The organism is Thermospira aquatica (assembly GCF_023525255.1).
GTDB classification, from domain to species: domain Bacteria; phylum Spirochaetota; class Brevinematia; order Brevinematales; family Thermospiraceae; genus Thermospira; species Thermospira aquatica.
Genome location: NZ_CP073355.1, coordinates 1,427,198 through 1,444,383, shown reverse-complemented (window position 1 = coordinate 1,444,383; position 17,186 = coordinate 1,427,198). Strand labels below are relative to the sequence as shown.

Sequence of the window (17,186 nt, the reverse complement as noted above, 5' to 3'; positions counted from 1 at the left end):
CGTATGACATTCTTACCCATAGCCATAAACATAGAAGGGAAAAAAATACTCATTATAGGAGGAGGAAAGGTAGCCTTTCAAAAGGCAAATATACTTTCTCTTTATACGAGAAATATTACCTTTTTGGCTTTAGAATTTATCCCTGAAATCCAAACCCATTTTTCCGATTGTGTCTTTCTTAAGAGAGCGTATAAAAAATGTTATCTTAAAAAATTTTTTCTTGTCTATGCATGTACTAATGACAACACTCTTAACCAACAAATTGCCGCAGACGCAAAAAAACTCTCTATCCTTGTCAACGTGTGCGACTCCCCCGAATTCTGCGATTTTATCTCCCCTGCTATCTATAAAAAAAAGAATGTAAGTATAGCCGTAACAACAAACGGAACAAGCGCAAAACAAAGCGTTTTTCTTAGAAATACTATAAAGGAGTTTTTGGAAAATGCTGGGTTTTAAGGGAATGGATTATCATTTTCCCATCGAGGAAAGAGAAAACTTTTACTATTCTCTTCTCCGAGCACTCCCCCACTATCACATTCTGCTCAAGACATGTGATAGAGTAGAACTTTACTACGATGAACCTGGAGCCCACCCTCCAAAAGACACTCTTTTTTCTCTTATTCAACATCTTTTCGGATTGGCGTCTGGAGTAGAGTCTCCTCTTGTCGGAGAGAATTACATCTTTCACCAGCTAAAACAAGCCTACCAACAAGCCATTCACAACAAGACCGTATCAAAAATCCTTCATATCCTTTTTCAACAGGCCTTTCATGTTGGAAAAAAGGTAAGACAAAAAACGAATATCAGTAAGGGTGCCCTCTCCCATGCCCTTGCAGCATTCACAATAGTAAAATATTATTTTAAAAATCTTCAAAATCTCCGTGTCACGATTATTGGAGTTAATAGAATTAACGAAGACTTGTTAAAATATTTCCATAAACATGAAGTGAAACAAATCTACCTTGGTAATCGAACCTATGAGAAAGCTAAAGAATTAGCGCTCAAATACAATGCTCAAGTATTTTCTCTTAACTCTCTCAAAAATGTGTTACGACAAACCGATGTTTTACTCACTACCACGAGTGCTCCTCATCCTATTATAAAAACAAGCGATATGCCTGAAAACAAAGAGCTTCTTATCATTGATCTCGCCGTCCCCCCTGATGTAGAAAAAGAAATAAAGACGAGGAAAAACATCCTCTACTTCGACGTTCACGATAGTGAAAAAATGGTCACTCAATCCTTACAAACTCGACAAGAAGAAAAAGAAAAGGCACTTCGGATAATTTCAGAAGAAACTGAAAAGTTCTATTTCTCTCTTACAAAAATAAAGGAAGAAAAAGGAGGCAGCTGTGGAAACAATAAAGGTTATTGCGAGGAATTCCCCCCTCTCTCTCAAACAGGTGGAAGAAGTTTTCAGTGAGCTTCCCGAAAAGCTTGAATACCAACTTATTCCAATCCTGTCTTACGGAGATAAACATAAAAAAATATCCCTCATGCGAAAAGATCTCCCCCAAGATTTTTTCACAAAAGAACTTGACGAGGCCATCCTTCTTAACAAGGCAGATGTGGCTATCCACTCCGCTAAAGATCTGCCCTTTCCTCTTCCTTATAACATTTCACTCATAGCTCTCACGAAAGGCAAATCTCAAGAAGATGCTCTCGTGAGTCGCAATAACCGCAAACTCCTTGACCTCCCCCCTCGTGCAAAAATTGGTGTTTCCTCTCCAGCACGAAAGGCTCAAATTCTCGGCTTACGAAAAGATCTGAAGGTTGTCCCCATACGTGGAACCATCGAAGAGCGAATTGCCCTTGTTGATCAAGGGAAAGTAGACGCCATAGTTGTCGCCTTATGTGCCCTTGAAAGACTCCATATTGAAGACAAAATCGCAGAAATCCTTCCCTTTGAAACTCACCCTTTACAGGGAAAACTTGCCGTAACCGCAAGAAGCGATAGACCAGAATTAAGAAAGCTCTTTTTTTCTATCGACGAAAGAAGATTCTACGGTAAAGTGTATATTGTCGGAGGTGGACCAGGAGATCCTTCTCTTCTCACCCTCAAAGCAAAAGAATGCCTGAGTTACGCTGATGTGGTTTTATACGACGATCTTATAAACCCAGAAGTTCTTTCTTTTGCTCACAGCGCCAAAAAACTTATCTATGTAGGGAAAAGAAATAGGAAGCATTTTTACGAACAAAATGAAATCAACAAACAACTTTACCAGTATGCTCTCGAGGGGAAAAGAGTCGTTCGCTTACATGGTGGAGATCCTCTTCTATTCGGTAGAGCTCAAGAAGAAATAGATTATCTTCTCCAGCGTTTTGTTTCGGTGGAGGTTATCAATGGAATTACCTCAGCGATCGCTGCTGCTGCAGACGCTACACTCTCTCTCACCAATAGAAAGTATGGGAGCAGAATCATTATAGAAAGTGGCCATTTAAAGGGAAAAGAACACAAGAAAACAATAAGTAGTTATATCTTTTACATGGGTTCAACCTCAAAAAAAGAAATTACCTCTCACCTTCGTCACATCTTCCCAGAAACCTGTCCCGTTCTTTTCGTTCAAGATGCATCTCTCCCCCAACAAAAGATTGCAACAAGCACCATCGAAAAACTCCCCTCTAACAACTTTACCTCTCCCTTAATTATTATTGCCGGAAACGTCGCCAAACACGTTGTACCTCAGGAACAAATCCTCTATACAGGGCTCCATCCCTTTGAAACCCTTTCCAATATACCCGGCAAAATTCTCCATTATCCTCTCATCCAGAGAGAAAAAATGGATCCTTCAAACGAAATTGTTCCTCATCTTTACGATGTGTTGGTCTTTACTTCTGAATTTGCCGCAGAGAGATGGACAACTCTTTTTGGTATAACAAAACATAGGATCTACGCCATTGGCCCAAGAACCAGAGAACGATTACTGACACTTGGTTACCAAGATGTTTTTCTCCCTCCCACATTTGATTCTTTTTCTCTTGCCGAACTCCTCAAGATAAAAGAATCTTCATCCAAAATCCTCTATCCCTGCTCCCTTTTAAGCAACAATTCTATCACCAAACTTCCCAACGTCACCCCTCTTCCTCTTTATAAAACCATCCCCTTGGCTCAAAAAAAACTCGACCTTCGTTGTTTTAACGGCATCTATTTTGCTTCGGGAAGTTGTGTGGATGCCTTTTTAAAAATCTATGAAAAAATTCCTCCTCACTTTATAATTTATGTAGGAGGAAATACCACCTTCAAAAAACTTGCCGAATTAGGAGAGGAAAAAAGAACCATAATTCTTGAAAAATCTCTCTAGAAACATCTCCCCCAAGGAGGAACAACGTATGTTTAAACGTTTTCGCGACCGAAGAAAAGACCCTGCAACCCGCCTTAAATTTCAGGAAACCTTTCTCTCACGAGAAGATTTTATTCTTCCCCTTTTCATCGTTTCCGGTAGAAAACGAAAAGAGGCTATTGTTTCTCTGAAAAATATCTCCCGCATGAGTATTGACTACACGATCGAGTATATCAAAAAACTCCAAGAAAAAGGGCTTCGTTCTATCCTTCTCTTTGGGGTACCAGATAAAAAAGGTATAGAACAGGCCTATGATGAAGAGGGGATTATTCAGACTGCCATCCGAGAAATAAAACAATCTCTCCAAAACATTGAGATTATCACTGATGTCTGTCTTTGCTCTTACACGGAAGATGGTCACTGTCACATTGGTGAAAACGATGCAACATGTGAAATCCTGGCAAAAATAGCCCTCTCTCATGCAAAAGCCGGTGCAGATGTTGTAGCGCCCTCAGACATGATGGATGGAAGAGTCTACTACATCCGAAAAACCCTTAACGAACATGGTTTTGTCCACATTCCTATCCTTTCTTATAGTGCCAAATATGCCTCAAACTTTTATGGTCCTTTTAGGGAAATAGCAAAATCAACCCCCAAATATGGTGATAGAAAAACCTACCAATTGAACTACGCAAATGTAGAAGAAGCCATGGAAGAGATTGAGGCAGACATTGATGAAGGGGCTACGATGATCATGATTAAACCTGCTCTCAGTTATCTTGATATTATCCATCGAGCAAAAGAACGTTTTACAGTCCCTATTTACGCTTATAACGTCTCTGGAGAATACGCTGCTATCAACTTTCTCGTGGAAAATCATCTCGCCAAAGAAGAAATAGTGTACGAAGTGCTTCTTTCCATAAAACGGGCAGGAGCTTCAAAAATCGTGACTTACTTTACACCCTGGATACTGGAGGAACTCGATGAATACCAATCTTTATAGAGAAGCCCAACGTTACCTGGTAGGTGGGGTCAACTCCCCTGTCAGAAGCTTTAAAATGGTCAATCTTCCCCCTCTTTTTGCAAAGAAAGCAAAAGGAAAATATCTCTATGATTACGAAGGAAACAAATACACTGATTACTGCCTTTCCTGGGGAGCTATCATTTTGGGGCATAATCATCCTATCCCGAAAAAGGAACTTCACAAAGCCCTCCAAAAGGGAACAAGCTTTGGATTCTGTCATCTTTACGAAACCCGTTTAGCGCGACTCATTCAACAAGCTTTCCCTTCCATGGAAAAAATGCGCTTTGTCAATTCTGGAACAGAAGCTGTGATGAGTGCCATAAGGGTTGCCAGAGGTTTTACTAAACGAAAATTCATCGTAAAATTTGATGGATGCTACCATGGCCATTCCGATAGTCTCCTTGTGAAGAGTGGTTCTGGACTCAGCGAAATAAAAGAATCCTCCAGTGAAGGAGTACCGACAGAAGTTATTTCCCAAACTCTCTCACTCCCCTTTAATAATACTGAAAAGCTCACAGAAATTTTTAAAAAACATGGAAAAGAAATAGCCTGTGTAATCCTTGAACCCATACCTGCCAATATGGGGGTAATCCTTCCTCACGAAACCTTTTTGTTCACCATTGAGAAACTCTGCAAAGAGTATGAGACCTTACTAATTTTTGATGAGGTTATTACAGGCTTTAGAGTAGCCCTGGGAGGAGCACAGGAGCTTTTTGGAATTCAACCGGATCTTACAATTTTAGGGAAAATCATCGGAGGCGGATTGCCCATAGGATGCTTTGGAGGAAAAGAAGAAATTATGAAACATCTCGCCCCCGAGGGCAATGTGTACCAAGCTGGCACTCTTTCAGGAAATCCCCTCTCTATGAGAGCTGGGTTTTCTGTTCTTCATTTTCTTTTAAGGTATCCCTCCATTTACACATCGATGAGAGAGCTATTAAAAGATTTTCAAAAAGAATGGCAAAGAAAAAAACTTCCTTACACTCTCAGCGTGTTTTCCACCATGTTTTCTGTTTTTTATACATCAAAAGAGGTTGACAACTTCCATGATGCTCAACAACAGGATATACAAGCCTTTCAAAAGATTTATAAAAAACTTCTAGAAAATGGCATTCTTTTTCCTCCTTCTTGCTTTGAAGGGTGTTTTCTCTCTATGAAACACAAGGCAAAAGATCTTGAAAAAATCATTGAAATATTTTGTGACAATGTCAAGAATATTCTGTAATCCTCTTCTGTTTCAGGGATCTCTTCATTTCTCAAGACAATAAGAAATCTGATAAATTTTCTGAAAAAATGTCACAACCCAACTTGCAACCTAATGCTCTAAAACTAAGATGTATCAAGGCTTTCATCTTTTCGATTTTCCCTTTTAGGTAACACGGATTTTTTCTGAAAGAAGGGACATTCCTTATAGTTCAGGGCATGATATATCTCCCTTACACGAACGATGGGTTTACTGCATTTCTTTATGTAAATCGTCCTCCCTGTCCTCGTCTTCATCTCACTGGTAATAAGCTTCTGCGTGTTCATCCTCCTGACTATATTACTCCAATCATCTCTTATCCCCTTCGCCTTGAGCTTTTGCCTTATGGTGTTTACAACCATATACGCAAGGATACTCCCATAGATGTGTGCCTCTGAATAGATGTCTTTTTGATGAAACACTGGTCTCATCTTCAGATCACTCTTCAATACCCTGAATGTTCCCTCTATCTCCCTCAATGTGTTGTATATCTTCCATATCGTCTCTTCATCTTCCCCTTGAGGTGGTGCGGATAAAGTATGCCCCAGGCACCTTCACTCCTTCCACCCTCTTCCACTAATCTCCGTCGCTATCCCATCCTTCTCCTTTATCTTCACCTCGTACAGACGGTTCACCGAGGGGTATCTCTCTTTTAACCTCCCAAGCCTCTCATATACCTTCTCTATCCTCTTTATCCCTCCCTTCCTCTCTATCCCCCGCTTGATAGACTCCAGCCCCTCTTCATACCTCTTTGAGTTCCTCTTCCATGCTCTGCTCTTTGAGCGCCTTCCCTTGCTCTTTATATACAAAACCCTGTTCATCCTTCCTTCTACCCATTGGGCAAAAATCTCATTGCCTCTCCTGTCTGTAAGCCTTCTGCCCTTCTCCTCTATCTCAGCTATATGACTGTCTTTCATCTTCGCAAGGGATACACATACATAGTCCCTCTTTTGCTCCTAACATCCTGAGATTCTCCTCAGTGGCTATCCCTGCATCTATTACTATCACAGGACAGTGACCCTCCGAAGGATATCGCTCCTCCATGTCTTTAATAGTCTTCTTCAAAGTCTTACTGTCCCTGATGTTTCCTTCATAGATATGGCTGTATCGGATGAAACCCATCGTGTCTGTCACCAATCCCAATGCCATAAGCTTTGCATCATTACGCCTCTCTTTGCTCCGACCAAACCTCGCCTTCTCACTATCCCTCTTCTCCCCTCAAAATAGAGATTCGTTAGATCATAGAGTATTATCTTGTCTTGCGGTGTAAATAACTCCCCAGTGCGTCTGGCCATCCATCGATCTATCTCCTCTTTGGCTTGATAAAGCTTTCGGCTCACTTTGTAAAGATGGTGCCTTACTTGCCCAGGCTCTACCCCATAAAGTTCACTTAACCCACTGTTTTCCTTCAGCCATTCCTCTGTCTTGTGCTCAGAAGCAGGAAATACCGCACGGGCAGTTATGTATATCATCGCCATCTTAATCCATCTCTCCTCCCACCCCAATTCACCCAGATATCTCGATAACCCTAACTCCTCAAGTGCCTGCCTGCATAACCACTCAGCACCAACCTCACGAGCATCATTATGCTCAAGACTGTTTACATCTACCTCCTGATAGTCATGAGACCCCTCATCTGCTGCCTCTGTGCTTACAAGGGATTCCTTTGGTATATCCAGTAACCCCTTCTGTATGATAATACTGGCATAATGCTGAGCAAGGTTTTCTATCTTTTGGGGTATCTGTGAAACAAAAAGGGAAGGCCTCTTGTAAACAATCTGTTCAATCCTGTCAGCAAGAACTTTATGGTCTGATCTATCAGGAAGTTCTTCGAGCTTACCAAGGTTGAGAATATTTCTATGTCTTACAGTATTACCGAGGCGATAACTCTCACAGAGGCGGTAGTAGGTATACCGTTTACCAGTCTTTCTGTTAGGTATGGATATAGGTTTAACGAACATGAGTAGAGTATAGCATAGGAGTGGCAGTAATGTCAAGTAGAAACTATTATTTAGGGACTACATACTAATTTCCAGAAACGATATTCATAAAAATCAAGGGGTTAGGAGCTTAAGATAACCCAAATTGGAGGATTTTTGGGGTAAAATGTTGCAAGTTGGGACAAGTCTTTTTGAGAAACCAAAAAAAATCTCTCTTAGAGTGCAAGAGGCACAAATACACATTTCCGTAACCAAATCTGTTTCCTGCAATTTAAAAGTAAACCAAAATAAAAAATAGTTGACAAATAATAAAAACGCTTTTATACTATCCACAGTGCACCAAGATATGTTTTTCTTAAAATTTCAAAAATCTTGAAAGGAGAAACCTGTGAACCAAGATATCCTCAGATCTTACAAAATTCTCGACGGTGAAGACCTTTCCATGACAGAAATCCTTGCTCTCAGTAAAATCGGAGGAGAAGATCTCCTTGATCTGGTAAGTCTCTCATACAAAGTCCAGAAAAAATACTCGCCTTCAATCCACCTCTGTACGATTTCCAACGCAAAATCGGGTCTCTGTAGTGAGAATTGTAGTTTTTGTGCCCAGTCCTCTTTTCACCACACCGACATTGCAACCTATCCTTTACTGTCTTTCAAAGAAATTTTCCAACAGGCTGAAAAGGCGTATCAAAACGGTATCCGACATTTTGGAATCGTTACTAGCGGGTATGGCTACCAAAAAGTAAACGAAGAATTTCAAACAATCCTCCACATCATAGAAAAGGTAAAAAAAGATTTTCCCGACATGGAGATTTGCGCTTCCCTTGGGGTATTGAGTGAAGAAACGGCAGAACTTCTTGTAAGAGCTGGCATTGTCGAGTATAACCATAATCTCCAGGTAAATCCCGAAAAATATTCAACCCTTATTTCCTCGACTCACTCTATCAATGAGAGAATACAAACCATAAAAATTCTAAAAAAATATCCTGTTAGAGTTTGTTCGGGAGGGATTCTCGGAGTAGGAGAAACCATGGAAGATCGAATCAAACTTGCCTTTCTTTTGAAAAATCTCAATGTTGACATCATCCCCCTCAATGTTCTTATCCCCATAAAGGGAACAAAGCTCGAAGGACAACAAAAAATCTCTCCCCTGGAAGTTGTAAAAACCTTTGCTCTTTTCAGACTCATTGTAAAAGACAAGGTGATAAAATTTGCCGCAGGAAGAGAAACCATCATGAAAGACTTTCAGGGGCTCATCATGCTCGCTGGCGCCAATGGTTTTCTTACAGGTGGTTACCTCACAACAAAAGGAAGACGTTCCGAAGACGATAAAGAATTTTTAGAAGCTCTGTATGAATTTCAAGAGTAAAGACAAAGCGTTATTATAAAAATTATTTGAACACTTTTTAGGCAGGCAATAGATGACGAAAATTTTCCTCTCTCTCGTATCACAAAAAAAGAGATAAAAGTTTCCTATATCAAAAGAAACCATTACGATGATAACAAACTCAAGAGATGCTTTCTTTTTAATAACCTGACAAGATTTTTCCATATCATGATTTTTCTTCTCGTATTAGAAAAATGTTTTTAACGTAAAAAAACTTTTTACAAAAAAAATCTTTCACTCCACGTGAAAAAAATAGAAAGCCCCCATAGCACTACGAGGACAAACGTTTCCATGATAAGCATACCTCCTTCGATGAATAAAAAAGATTTCACTTTCATAAAACCACTCAAAAATTTGCTTTTTTTCGTACACAAAACTATAATAGATACAAAAATTTTTGCAGAATAAAAAAGCGTAAATCCAGAAAGCGAGGTACCAAACATGGCGGGAAAATTCCGTGTAAACATTCTCAAAGACCGATGTAAAGGGTGCGATCTTTGCGTCGTTGAATGCCCGGTCAAAATCCTTGTCAAAGGAACAAATCTCAATATTCGTGGGCTTTTGTATGTGACGGTCACTGATTCTTCCCTCTGTATAGGATGTCGGCGTTGTGCCACCGTATGTCCTGATGTTGCTATTGTCATAGAACAAGAGGAGGAACAATAACATGAATAAAGTGTTAATGAAAGGAAACGAAGCTATGGCAGAAGGGGCTATCCGGGCCGGCTGCCGTTACTATTTTGGATATCCCATCACCCCTCAAAATGAAGTTCCAGCTTATTTTGCGAAGCGGATGCCTGAAGTGGGGGGAGTTTTTGTTCAGGCCGAGAGTGAAACAGCCTCGATTAACATGGTGTACGGAGCAGCTGCTGCCGGTGCCAGGGTGATGACAACCACCTCCTCTCCCGGGTATAGTCTCATGCAGGAGGGTGTGTCGTACCTCGCAGGCTCCAGACTTCCCTGTGTCCTGGCAAACGTTCAGCGTGGTGGTCCAGGACTAGGAAATATTGCAGCCTCTCAGGCAGACTACTTTCAGGCAACCAAGGGAGGCGGACATGGTGATTACCATCTTATTGTTCTTGCTCCCGCTTCAGCGCAGGAGATGATGGACTTTACCATGCTGGCTTTTGAACTTTCGGACACGTATCGGGTACCAGCACTCATTCTCTCTGACGGTATCGTGGGACAGATGGTAGAACCCGTAGAGCTTCGGGATTTCGTGGAGAAAATACCAGAGAAGCCCTGGGCACTCACAGGAGCCCGGGGGAGAAAACCCAACGTTATCCGTTCACTCTGGCTCGATGATGAGGGTGTTCCCCTAAATAACGAGTGGCTCCAGACAACCTACGAAACCATCCGTCAGAAAGAGGTTCGCTGGGAAACCTTCATGGCAGAGGATGCCGAGTATCTCGTGGTTGCCTACGGGAGCACCAGTCGTACTGCCAAATCAGCTATACTCCTTGCCAGACAAGAAGGTATCAAAGTGGGACTTATCCGCCCTATTACCCTCTGGCCCTTCCCTTACCAGATTCTGAGTTCTCTCTCCCTCCAGGTGAAAGGGATTCTCGTCTGTGAGATGAGTGCCGGACAGATGGTTGAAGACGTGGCGCTTGCCGTCGATAATACCCCGCTCTATTTTGCCGGAGAACTCGGTGGCAGAATGTTTACCGATATCAAAATCCAGGACAAGATCCATCAGATGGTAAATGGAGGATTACAACAATGGCAACCAAGATAATTTTTGATAAACCAAAAAGCATGAAAGATGTTCCCATGCACTACTGCCCTGGCTGTGGGCATGGGGTCGTTCATCGTCTGATCTGTGAAGCGATTGATGAATTAAACCTCAGAGAAAAAGCCATAGGGGTAGCACCGGTAGGGTGTGCGGTACTTGCCTACGATTACTGGGATTTTGACGTCAGTGAGGCTGCCCATGGGCGAGCCGCTGCTGTGGCCACGGGTATCAAAAGGGTATGGCCTGACAGGCTTGTCATCAGCTATCAGGGAGATGGTGATCTCGCCTCGATAGGAATGGGAGAAACCATCCACACCGCCAATCGTGGAGAAAATATCACCGTGATTTTCATCAACAATGCCAACTATGGTATGACAGGGGGTCAGATGGCTCCCACTACCCTTGTAGGACAAAAGACACCAACAACTCCTATGGGAAGAGAACCCAGCAGTACAGGTTTTCCCATCAAGATGGCAGAACTCATTGCATCCTTTCCTGCCGTACGATACTCCGTTCGAACAACAGTAGCTGACTTCAAAGGGGTCGTTCAGACCAAAATGGCCATCAAAAAGGCTTTTGAGCTCCAGATGAAAGGAGAAGGGTATACCTTCGTGGAAATACTCTCCAACTGTAACACCAACTGGGAGATGAGTCCTGTAGATGCCAATCGTTTTATCCTCGAGACAATGGTACAGACCTTCCCCCTTGGAACATTCAAAGACGAGAGGTACGTATGAAAGAACAGGTGATTTTATCAGGATTTGGGGGACAGGGAATACTTTCAGCTGGCTTTCTCCTTGCTGAGGCTTCGATGCAAGCTGGTCTCAACGTAACCTATTACCCCTCGTATGGAGCAGAGATGCGCGGTGGTGCAGCAAACTGCCATGTGGTTATTTCAGACGGGGAGATTTACTCTCCTGTGATTGCTGGCGCTGACACCCTGATTGCCCTGAGTGGCCCTGCGTTTGAAAAGTTTTCTCCCCTGGTCAAAGCAAGTGGCACTATCCTCGTCGACAAAAGCGTTCAGACAAAAAACGTTGCAGCCAGGGTAATTGCCCTCCCCTTTGAAGAAGTAGCGCTGAAAGAAGTGGGCAACATCCGTGTGCTTAATACGTTGATTCTTGGAACATACGCAGCCCTTCATGCCTCATGGCTCAAAAAAGAATGGCTTGAAAACGCCCTGAAACACAAGTTTGCCACAAAAGGAGAAAAAGTCATCAACCTAAACCTTAAAGCGTTGGACAGGGGATATACTCTTTTGTCTTGAAAGCAAGTGGGAGATATTCCATGGTAAAGTACTGGTGGTATTTTTTTCTCCTTCCTCTTTCTCTTTGGGGACTAGAGGTTAGTCTCGAACCCGAAGAGATAGGAAGAGACGAGGTGGCGATTCTTACCATATCCCACAGTGAACCCATCGAAAATATCTCCCTTCCTCAGGTAGAGGGCCTGCAATTCCAGAATCAAGGGGTATCTCAGTTTTCCTCACTCCAGATTATCAATGGCAAAACCACCAAAACAGTCCTTTTTCAGTACAGTTACGCCATCATCCCCTCCAGAGAAGGCAAATTCTCCATCCCCTCTTTTGAAATAACGGACAAGAAAAAAAACACCTACCACACTGATCCGTTGGTACTTCGCGTCGTAAAACAAACAGCGTCAAAACCCACAAGACCAAACAACCAGGAAACTTTTATCCTGCCAAGACTTTTTTACCAGCTTGAACCAAATAAAACCTTTGCCTTCCAGAATGAACTCATCATTCTCACAGGTTATCTGGTCAGTGATACCAAAGAGGCTCTTTTCTACCCCTTACAAATGATCAGACCCCTCATAGCAAACAACTGTGTTTTATACGATGGTACCTCTTTTCTCTCGTCAGAGATAAAAAAACATCAAAACTACTGGTATCGTCCCATTCATCAGTGGGCACTCTTTGGAGTAGAAGCCGGTGCTCTCCCCATCGGTGCTCCACAAATGATTGTGGTGACTCCTGTAGGACAGGTTAATCTCCCAATAGAAAATATCGTGCTTGATATCCGAAAACAAACAACGTTCATCTACCGTGGAAAACTAGAAGGCCATACATCTCTCTCTTCTGCTATCATCACCCAGGGATCAAGTATAGCGTATACCATCACCCTCCGTGGAACAGGAAATCTCACCATGTTTTCAGATCTCCTCCGAGGAGTAATTCTTTCTAACCTTACTGTTTCTCCAGCCAAAACAAAGCTTGTTCTCACCAACTGGGGAAAAGAACCAGAGTTTGTCCAGACGCTCTCTTATCAGATAACCCCAGAATCTTCTGGAAGTTACACCATACCATCCCTCACCATTTCCTATGAAACCATACATGGCGAAAAGCGCCAGCTCCATCTTCCTCCTCAGAGTTTTGAGGTTCTGCCTGCCTTCCCTGACCCTGGAGAATTCACGTATCTTCCTGTAACGGGAAAAACCATTCGCTATGTGGGACAATCGCCTCTTTTCTGGCTATTGGTATTTGTGCTTGGAGTTTTCCCCTTTGTTTTTGAATGGTGGGCACGCCACAAAACAAAACTCTCTCAAGACGAAAGTTATGCCCGACACATTCGCTCTCTCACCAGGATGGACGAATACTTTACCGAGGCAGAAACCCTTCTCAAAAAGCAAGATTCCCACCAGTTTGCCCAGACTTTTTATAAAACGCTTTTCAGCTTTCTCCTGGATAGGGAAAGAATGCCCCGCAACCTTGACAAAAGACAACTCTTCGAGAAACTAAAAAAACATAGTTGGAGTAACGAAGAAATAGAAACTCTCAAATTTTTATTTCAAAAACTTGAGTCCCTCGCTTATGCCCCCTCAGTGGAGAGTTCTCAGCTACACGAAATATACGAAAAGGCAACCAACCTTCTCAAAAAACACTACCGTTTGGTATGAGAAACAAGATAAACACGCATCTCGCACATCTGACAGTCAAATTCTAACCTTAAAAGAGTATACCGGGTCGCAAGATACAGAGGCTCAAGTGGTTCGGGTATTCCTTTGAGACATTCTTTTCCCTGCCCTTCGTAATGAGTATAACGTTCACACAAGCCCAGTTCCAGACGAATACACGTTCTTGTCGTCATGACAAGACAATTGGTAAGATCTTTCCCCTTCTCTGCCCCCCACTCCTTGACACGAAAACCATATTTTTCATAAAACAGCCGTGCCTTTTCGTTAAGGACATTAAGACGAAAATCCCATTCATGGTCTGCAAGGGGAGTTGTGATACTTTCTGGCAAAACATTTCGTTTCTCTTCTCGAGTAAAACTCTGGATTCTCTGTTGATGAAGGGCATGTATCATCTGACGTCGCCATTCGTTAAGTACACCTATAGGGATAAAAAGAGGCTTTTCCCAACGGAAAATGAATTCCTTCAATCGATAAGGGGTGTTGCCAAGTTTCCCCAATTGTCTGGAAATAACCTCCGTCGCCTGGATAGGATTTTCGGCATAGTTTTTCTCACAGGGAAAATCCTCTCTCACAGACAAACCCGACTCATCAGTAACCGTGAGAGCCACCCCGTGAAGCAATTCTTCCAGAAGAAAGGAAACAAACACAAACCTTTTCGGTGGATGCGTCTCCAAGAAACGGGTAAACGCTTCGTCATGATTACGATAGATTTTATAGCCTCGACGGATAAACGCCACCCCATCACTAAAGATTTTCCCATCCTTTACAGTATTCACCCGGGCACCCTGGAGGTTTTTCTGCCAATCAAAATAACAGATTCCATCCCCCGCCACGACATTGTGTGGTCTATCCAAAAGAAAAAAAGATTTATTCACAAAAGTTACCTCACCAAGGTACTCCCCTATTGATTTTTGAGTATAGAGGGAAAGCACACTCTCCGTTGTTTTTTCCTTTCCCTGCAACCAGTACGAAGTAAATCCCCGATTAAAAGATTTTACAAGCTCGGGTTGAAAACCAAATTCCACCGTATCCCTTACAGGATACCCTCGTTTGGCACGAATTTCGTCAAGTTTTTGACGGTAGGCAGCCACCACGTTGGTAACATAATCAGCGTCTTTTAATCGCCCTTCAATTTTAAAAGAGGTGACACCAGCATCAACAAGTGCCTCGAGGTTCTCAATCTGACACATGTCCCTGGGAGAAAGCCAGTAGCGTGGTTTCCCGAGAGGATTATGGTATCTATCGAAAAGTTGATAAGAAAGACGACACGGTTGAGCACACTGTCCCCGGTTACCACTTCGTCCCCCCAAAGCATAACTCAGATAGCACTGGCCACTATAACTGATACAGATAGCCCCATGCACAAAAGCCTCAAGTTCAACAGTAGTGGCCTCACGAATAGCCTGTATCTCCGAAAGAGAGAGATTTCTCTCCAGAATCAGCCTCTTGAAACCCACCTCTTCAAGGAAACGCGCCTTTTCCGGGGTAGTGATATGACACTGGGTACTGGCAAAAAGAGGAACAGGAGGAAGATCCAGCATAAGGATTCCCATGTCCTGCACGATAAGAGCATCAACGCCCATCTCATACAACTGATGGATCAGTTTTTCTACCACAGGAAGCTCATCATCAAAAAGAAGAGTATTGATAGTCACATACACCCTGACATGAAAGCCATGAGCATAGTGAATAACCTCGGCAATATCCTCAAGGCTATTATGGGCATTCATTCGGGCACTATAGGCTGGACCACCTATGTACACAGCATCTGCTCCCGCATCTATAGCCGCCTTTGCTGTAACAACATCTTTTGCTGGAGCAAGAAGTTCTATATTCCTCATCTATCGCCCCAGTAAAAGATATCCAAACCAAAAAAGTGCATGAAGAAGCGGCCTTCTCACAGCAAGCCTCCGGTGAAGATACAGAATGATCTGATTACGATTCCTGAGAATATCTACAACAAGCCGCTTTTTATCCTGAACAAAACCACAGAGAATATCCTGACTTTCCGAATGCACTCGTTCATCAGGAAGAGGACCACAGAGTTTTTCTTTGAGATTCGCCTTTTGATGAACAGAGAAAATCTTGTATACCTCTTCCACCATATCCTTTGTCTTGTCCGTCCCGAGAATAAAACTCTCAAAAAAACCTATATCATTTCCATCGGTAAGATACGCCCCAATAATCGCCTCTTCAAAAACCTTCTTTAAAGGGAGAAGCAGCTTTTTTCGTAGGTCCTTCGGCAACCAGAACAAAAGCAAGGCGAGAAAATCGTAGAAAATAGCCCAGAACCAAAAAGAAAGTCGAGTTTCAAAGATACTATCATTCATTGCCGCTCACCTCGACGTACCCAAAATTCCCCATTTCGTACATCAAAACAAAGGTTTCCCTGCCGAACACCCCTCCAGAACCAACGTTCAAAGACCATCCGGGAAAAACCCCGTTTCACCCCATATCCCGGAAACAAAAGCCCATCATCCCTTTGCCCCTGCAAAAAACCTACGAGAAAAGAAAAAGGCAAACCCATCCCACGATGTTTCAAAGACTTACCCTCAAAATACCTCATCAGTACCTTCGAAGAAAGTCCACTACCAATCCAGCGCAGCATAGCCCGCCAGAGTTGATAGCTATAGATTTTCCTCAAGAACAATTCCCACTTTCCCCTCAAAAGGGCAGCTATCACAAATCCTGCCCTTGGTCTATACTCTTTCTCTTTTCTCAAAAGAATACGAGACGAAAGGAAAAGATACGCCTTTCCTCCCTTCCCATCCCGACTCGCACGGCCGATCTGCTGGAGATAATCCTCGAGAGAAGGTGGAGGATCAAGATGAACAACCGTACGAATATCCGACTTGTCAATCCCCATACCAAAAGCCGAAGTCGCCACCATCCATTGCACCTCATTGGCAAGAAATTGTCGAAGACTCTCATCCCTTTCCTTACGAGACATCCCTGCATGATAGAAAGCCGTGGGAATATCATGAGATAACAGAAAAGCCAATCTCTCACACTCATAGCGAGATTGAGTATAGATGATACCAGGACCACCCGTGTGGATAACTCTTCTAAGAAGGGATAAAGGGTTTTCCCTCACTTCCAAATGAAGCGTAAGATCATTGCGAAGAGGGGATTCAATAATCTCTACAGGATTACGAAGTTCAAGGAAGTGATAAATATCTCTTTTTACCACAGGCGTTACCGTAGCACTGAGCGCCACCCTCCTTGCACCCGGAAACTGCCGCAAAAAATCCTTTAACCTACGATAAGAGGGGCGAAAAGTTCTCCCCCACAGTGAAACACAATGCGCCTCATCAATAACTACTGCTTCAACTGTCTGCATTTTCAAAACCTCAAGAAAACGCCTCGAGGCCAGTCTCTCCGGCGTAACATAGAGAAGCGCATACTGTCCCATTTCCTGGAGAACTTTTTCCTGCTTTTCCGGATCCTGAAGAGAAGAAAGATAACCACTTTTCACCCCCGCTTCTGTCAGCCCCATTACCTGATCCTGCATGAGAGCGATCAATGGCGATATGACAAGTGTGAGACCATCCTGCTCCAGTGACGGAAGCTGGTAACAGAGAGACTTACCCCTTCCCGTAGGAAGGGTAATCAACATATCCCTTCTTTTCCTCCAGGAATCTAAAG

Annotated in this window: 18 protein-coding genes; 11 read left to right on the top strand and 7 right to left on the bottom strand. The window is 42.8% G+C overall.

The features are described from left to right. Positions 1–3 precede the first annotated feature (3 nt). Genes KDW03_RS06860 through hemL form a run of 5 tightly spaced genes read left to right on the top strand, consistent with a single transcriptional unit; the run spans position 4 to position 5,530 of the window. Positions 4–456 (top strand): precorrin-2 dehydrogenase/sirohydrochlorin ferrochelatase family protein, encoded by a 453-nt coding sequence (locus tag KDW03_RS06860; protein ID WP_271434350.1) that lies wholly within the window; start codon positions 4–6, stop codon positions 454–456. Beyond that, entirely contained in the window at positions 443–1,423 is a 981-nt protein-coding gene (hemA, locus tag KDW03_RS06855) for a glutamyl-tRNA reductase (RefSeq protein WP_271434349.1), read from the top strand. The genes KDW03_RS06860 and hemA overlap by 14 nt, the downstream gene beginning before the upstream one ends. Continuing rightward, positions 1,353–3,302, top strand: coding sequence for a uroporphyrinogen-III C-methyltransferase (gene cobA, locus KDW03_RS06850; protein WP_271434348.1), 1,950 nt, complete (start codon positions 1,353–1,355; stop codon positions 3,300–3,302). Before hemA ends, cobA begins: the two co-directional genes overlap by 71 nt. A gap of 28 nt (positions 3,303–3,330) precedes the next feature. Continuing rightward, entirely contained in the window at positions 3,331–4,284 is a 954-nt protein-coding gene (gene hemB / locus KDW03_RS06845) for a porphobilinogen synthase (RefSeq protein ID WP_271434347.1), read from the top strand. After that, positions 4,265–5,530 (top strand): glutamate-1-semialdehyde 2,1-aminomutase, encoded by a 1,266-nt coding sequence (gene hemL / locus KDW03_RS06840; RefSeq protein WP_271434346.1) that lies wholly within the window; start codon positions 4,265–4,267, stop codon positions 5,528–5,530. Before hemB ends, hemL begins: the two co-directional genes overlap by 20 nt. A gap of 104 nt (positions 5,531–5,634) precedes the next feature. Here the strand turns inward: hemL and KDW03_RS06835 are convergent, their stop codons facing one another. The 4 genes from KDW03_RS06835 to KDW03_RS06820 all read right to left on the bottom strand — a co-directional run bounded on the left by KDW03_RS06835 (position 5,635) and on the right by KDW03_RS06820 (position 7,509). After that, positions 5,635–5,979: a hypothetical protein gene (locus KDW03_RS06835; protein WP_271434345.1), complete on the bottom strand. Its 345-nt coding sequence runs from the start codon at positions 5,977–5,979 to the stop codon at positions 5,635–5,637. A 123-nt stretch (positions 5,980–6,102) separates the two neighbouring features. Beyond that, positions 6,103–6,465: a hypothetical protein gene (locus KDW03_RS06830; RefSeq protein WP_271434344.1), complete on the bottom strand. Its 363-nt coding sequence runs from the start codon at positions 6,463–6,465 to the stop codon at positions 6,103–6,105. After that, the gene (locus KDW03_RS06825) at positions 6,443–6,697 is read right to left on the bottom strand and encodes a hypothetical protein (RefSeq protein WP_271434343.1); all 255 of its coding nucleotides are present in this window, start codon (positions 6,695–6,697) and stop codon (positions 6,443–6,445) included. Before KDW03_RS06825 ends, KDW03_RS06830 begins: the two co-directional genes overlap by 23 nt. Continuing rightward, positions 6,679–7,509 carry a hypothetical protein gene (locus KDW03_RS06820; RefSeq protein ID WP_271434342.1) on the bottom strand — a complete coding sequence of 277 codons (831 nt, stop codon included), beginning with the start codon at positions 7,507–7,509 and terminating at the stop codon, positions 6,679–6,681. The genes KDW03_RS06825 and KDW03_RS06820 overlap by 19 nt, the downstream gene beginning before the upstream one ends. 367 nt (positions 7,510–7,876) lie before the next feature. Between KDW03_RS06820 and bioB the strand changes: the two genes are divergently transcribed. The 6 genes from bioB to KDW03_RS06790 all read left to right on the top strand — a co-directional run bounded on the left by bioB (position 7,877) and on the right by KDW03_RS06790 (position 13,523). Further along, positions 7,877–8,857, top strand: coding sequence for a biotin synthase BioB (bioB, locus tag KDW03_RS06815; RefSeq protein WP_271434341.1), 981 nt, complete (start codon positions 7,877–7,879; stop codon positions 8,855–8,857). 459 nt (positions 8,858–9,316) lie between these two features. Next, positions 9,317–9,541, top strand: a complete 225-nt coding sequence (locus KDW03_RS06810) for a 4Fe-4S dicluster domain-containing protein (RefSeq protein ID WP_271434340.1) — start codon at positions 9,317–9,319, stop codon at positions 9,539–9,541. A 1-nt stretch (position 9,542) separates the two neighbouring features. After that, positions 9,543–10,613, top strand: a complete 1,071-nt coding sequence (locus tag KDW03_RS06805) for a 3-methyl-2-oxobutanoate dehydrogenase subunit VorB (RefSeq protein ID WP_271434339.1) — start codon at positions 9,543–9,545, stop codon at positions 10,611–10,613. Next, positions 10,598–11,347 carry a thiamine pyrophosphate-dependent enzyme gene (locus tag KDW03_RS06800; RefSeq protein WP_271434338.1) on the top strand — a complete coding sequence of 250 codons (750 nt, stop codon included), beginning with the start codon at positions 10,598–10,600 and terminating at the stop codon, positions 11,345–11,347. The genes KDW03_RS06805 and KDW03_RS06800 overlap by 16 nt, the downstream gene beginning before the upstream one ends. Beyond that, positions 11,344–11,877, top strand: a complete 534-nt coding sequence (locus tag KDW03_RS06795) for a 2-oxoacid:acceptor oxidoreductase family protein (protein ID WP_271434337.1) — start codon at positions 11,344–11,346, stop codon at positions 11,875–11,877. Before KDW03_RS06800 ends, KDW03_RS06795 begins: the two co-directional genes overlap by 4 nt. A gap of 20 nt (positions 11,878–11,897) precedes the next feature. Continuing rightward, complete coding sequence (locus KDW03_RS06790) at positions 11,898–13,523, top strand: BatD family protein (protein WP_271434336.1); 1,626 nt, start codon at positions 11,898–11,900, stop codon at positions 13,521–13,523. Here the strand turns inward: KDW03_RS06790 and KDW03_RS06785 are convergent. The 3 genes from KDW03_RS06785 to KDW03_RS06775 are packed head-to-tail and all read right to left on the bottom strand — an operon-like array spanning position 13,508 to position 17,157. Continuing rightward, positions 13,508–15,382, bottom strand: coding sequence for a peptidase U32 family protein (locus KDW03_RS06785; protein WP_271434335.1), 1,875 nt, complete (start codon positions 15,380–15,382; stop codon positions 13,508–13,510). The genes KDW03_RS06790 and KDW03_RS06785 overlap by 16 nt on opposite strands. Next, the gene (locus KDW03_RS06780) at positions 15,383–15,871 is read right to left on the bottom strand and encodes a hypothetical protein (RefSeq protein WP_271434334.1); all 489 of its coding nucleotides are present in this window, start codon (positions 15,869–15,871) and stop codon (positions 15,383–15,385) included. After that, entirely contained in the window at positions 15,868–17,157 is a 1,290-nt protein-coding gene (locus KDW03_RS06775) for a RecQ family ATP-dependent DNA helicase (RefSeq protein WP_408648301.1), read from the bottom strand. The genes KDW03_RS06780 and KDW03_RS06775 overlap by 4 nt, the downstream gene beginning before the upstream one ends. Positions 17,158–17,186: the final 29 nt, after the last annotated feature.